We start from the raw sequence: 3,740 nt of genomic DNA on the forward strand, positions 1-3,740 counted from the left end.
TGGACGCCCAGGGTAAAAACAACATCTGGGACAATAAGCGGGTACTGCCAAAATTTGTTGTATTTGATGAGGCGCATCTCTACTCAGATCAGGCCGGAATGCATGTTGCCAATATCGTCCGACGTCTCCGTCACAAGGTATCGGTGAAAGGAAAGACTGAACCGATCTTTGTGGCCTCCAGTGCAACGATCGGTGATCCCGAAGGGTTTGCGAAATCTCTCTTTTCAACGGAGACTGCGACAGTTATCCGGCCGAAAGAGGAAGAACTTGAGGATCTTGGCCGGGAGTATATTATCTTCTTGAAGGCAACAGAACCTAGAAAAGTTCTCATCTCAGATTTCGGTGATGACGAACGATTTACTATTGCAACAAATCTCTCTGCGATGATCCAGACAGCATTCTGTTTTTACCATACCATGTTGAAACACGAAGGGAAGGATCGTCTCATTGGTTTTGTCGATTCAATTGACATCATCAAGCGACTTGGAGAGAAACTCTGCGATGCAGAGAGAAGACAGAACCTTTACAGGCTTCGTATCCCTGATCAAAAGCTTGAAAGGAACAGTAATCAAGCATGTCCCCATGTTGCCTGTAAACATCTTCCTCCCAACCCCTATACAAACCGGTGCCAGGTTTATGAGGATGGGGAGTGTTGGTGGACAATGCAGGAGAACGATCTTGACCCCATGGATATTCACATCCACAAATCGGGGACCTCACTGGATTGTGCTGGAGATTTGGTTCATAGTGATGAATGGAATCTGATGATCACCACATCGGCACTCGAGGTGGGATTTGACCATCCTGCAGTGATTGGAACATTCCAGTATATGGCTCCAATGAATATTCCTGGGTTTGTGCAAAGAATTGGTCGTGGAGGGCGTTCTCCCTCAGACATGCCCGTGGCGGTGGTGGTGCTAGGATCACGACCGCTTGATTCGTTCTACTTCCACCACCAGACTATACTCACTCACCCCAGTGAGGATAAGCTGCTCATTCCTATTGATCCAGAAAACCAGCATATCATGAAAATGCATATCACCTCGTTTCTTTACGATTTCATCAGCACCTATGGAACTTACCACGATGTTGATGCATGTTACAAATATCTTGATACCGAAGAGACTGTAAGATTTGTAAGCGAGCGTAAAAATCAGTATATCAGAGATGTGGCCAAAACATTCGGCATCCCAGACTCGGAAGTCCAAAAACACTGGACCGCTATTGAAAAGTACCTCAGTGGTTGCTCAACGTTACTTGAGCCCGATCGTCCAGATTCATCATTTATTGAAAATACACGTTTTCATCCCGATGGGAAGTCCGTTGATGAGATCTGCCAGTACCTTGTACAAGCTGTGACTAGAATCGAGATGGAGGATTCCAATGGAGCGTGAGATGCGCCTTGCTCGTGCAAAGGCTGCCTATGAACGCTGGTCAGCCTTCAGATCCGGTTCATTTCCTCATCCATATCTTCATCCGCCGGATCTCTTCTCCTTTGATCCCTGCGTTGAAAAACCGTATCTTGTTCCAGCGACGTTCATACCGACAATGGTTGGTGGGAATATCGAAATACGCAACCGTAGCCGAGGTGTGGTCAGAAATGAAGGGTCAGAAACAACTGAGTTCATTCTTGGGAACTTCCTCCCGGGAGGGTATAAAAAACGCTGGAATTTCCGTCATTTCAGAACTTTCTGGATTCCAAGTGAATGGAAAGAACGAAACGCCAACATTGAACGGAGTTTTTCGATTTCAAGATCTCAACCACTCGATGAGATCTCAGCAGGTGATACGTTCTCACCCCTGAAGATCCCGGCCAACCAAACGACAATCTACTTCCCTGATGCTGTCAATGTTGAGGAAATCCCTCCACATGCCCATTACTTCTGGGAGGAGGAGAGGTTGTATCTGGATCATACCGGAGAAGGATCTGTCAAAGTCGCACGTGATCCGCTCTCAATTGCCTTATGGGAAAATATTCTCCTGACAAAAGAAAGGCCGGACGAAGAGTATCTCTTTCCGGTCATAAACCTTATCGAATCAATTGGATACTATCCTGACTTCAGAATTGCCCGCTGTTACTACGGCAACGCTCTCCAGCTCCTGGGTCCAAATCTTACTAGGGTCATTCGGTTCGTCCATGATAAGGATCAGCAGTATGCACTGGTCGGTACCGAACATATATCCCAGGCAGTTAGGTTAAATATCAATCTGAAATCATTCCTTGCGGCCCTTCCCGAGGTTCTTGAAAAAGATCCGATCTTAACCTCTGATCTTCAATGGAAATTCTTTTTGCTAAAACTGAATGAATCCGTTCTATTTCATGGAAAATGTGCAGAAAGCACTTATGATCTCAGCTGGATTCAGACATTATGTAATGCTCTCGATTTCTGGATGAGGCAGGATCATCCAGATACTAATATTCGATCATTCTTCAATGAGACTCCTGAACAACAGCAGGTAATTCTCAGGGAATTGATCCCAGAAGGCAAGGAGATCCGTCTGCGACTTGCAGGATTTGATCTTCGTAAACGGGATGATATTGTAGAATGGCTCACTGAACACGGAAAAGAGGTTGCCGAAATCCTTGATGAGGTTTACAGTCCTGAGGCGTTTGAAAGCTATGTCCAAACTGTCATTTGTGAGACATTTCAACGCACTTTGAATGTCTGGTGTCAACAATTCTTTAGTGTCGTTGGAGATGGCCTTGTCTTTTGGCAGGAAGGAACCATTGAGAATGATTTCCTCTCGCTCTATGCCTATGATCGTTATCAGGGAGGATCTGGAATTTCCAGGGAGTTATTCAAACATTTGCAGCAGATTTCCAGCAATCTCTCCAATGAGATCCATACGGATCTCAAACGGACACTCCAGTGCGATGTGGATATTGCCGACATTGTAATCCATGATATTTTCAGCAATTTCGATTCTGACTATGTCTGGTCCGTATTCAGAGAACCTTCCGGGGCACCAGAGGAGATCATTCGTAATTCACTAAAAAAACAGGAAAAAATCCGTGCTGTTGATTTTGGGCTCAGAAGAAAGGAAGATCTCATAATATTTGTTCGTTTGGAAATCCGCAGACTGATTCACTCAAAAGAGAGTGCTGCCATGTATGCCGAACTGATCCGTGGATACAGGGAACTGCGAGAAAAGTTAGGACGAACACCGATGATTATTGATCTCCTCCTGTACAGTTCAGCCAGTCTTTTTTATGATCCACGGGCTGCAGCTGCATTTGAACGATACAGAACAGTCAAAAAAGGTGATCTGAGTGAAGTGCATGTCCGCGTTGGGGAGATGATCCCCGCATGTGTAGACGCCTGCCCGGAATGTTTAGAGATTGATGAGTTCTATGGAGCCCGACCAAATGCTTCACTCTTGGTGGACCGTCGTCTGTTACTTGCTCTTCTGGAGATGATCTGATTGCAACGCAGATATGTTGAGTTCACAAAAATTCTTGAAAATATTGCAAGTTATTCCAACCAGTGGGTCCAGAGTACTGCCAAGCTTAAGACCGGTTCGTATTATTCGACCCAGTCTGGTGGAGGGAAATACCTTTTTGATCTGGCGACCCAGGATGGCCAGAAGGTGAAATTGACTCTCTGGGAAGCCCCTCCTTCATGGATTCCATATCCTGAAACCTCAGAGTACCTCCTCAGCATTGTATCCGGGAAGGGGGAGGAAGAGCAGCAGATCCGCCGCCTGTTTCAGTCAGGCGATGAGGTTTTTTTTGAGGGATA

General features: G+C 45.7%; 3 protein-coding genes. All 3 read left to right on the plus strand.

Going from position 1 to position 3,740, the window contains the following annotated elements:
• Positions 1–299: 299 nt before the first annotated feature.
• The gene (locus QCH34_RS08615) at positions 300–1,394 is read left to right on the plus strand and encodes a hypothetical protein (protein WP_300332897.1); all 1,095 of its coding nucleotides are present in this window, start codon (positions 300–302) and stop codon (positions 1,392–1,394) included.
• A complete protein-coding gene (locus tag QCH34_RS08620) occupies positions 1,384–3,423 on the plus strand; it encodes a hypothetical protein (RefSeq protein ID WP_300332901.1) in 2,040 nt (679 codons plus the stop codon). The genes QCH34_RS08615 and QCH34_RS08620 overlap by 11 nt, the downstream gene beginning before the upstream one ends.
• Positions 3,424–3,740: hypothetical protein (locus QCH34_RS08625; protein WP_300332902.1), on the plus strand; the 317-nt coding region annotated here is incomplete at its 3' end.

The organism is Methanocalculus sp. (genome assembly GCF_029762515.1).
Classification (GTDB): domain Archaea; phylum Halobacteriota; class Methanomicrobia; order Methanomicrobiales; family Methanocorpusculaceae; genus Methanocalculus.

Bases quoted from the DNA above. Each gene is read 5' to 3' on its own strand.
- QCH34_RS08620 (WP_300332901.1), top strand. From the start codon at position 1,384: ATGGAGCGTGAGATGCGCCTTGCTCGTGCAAAGGCTGCCTATGAACGC.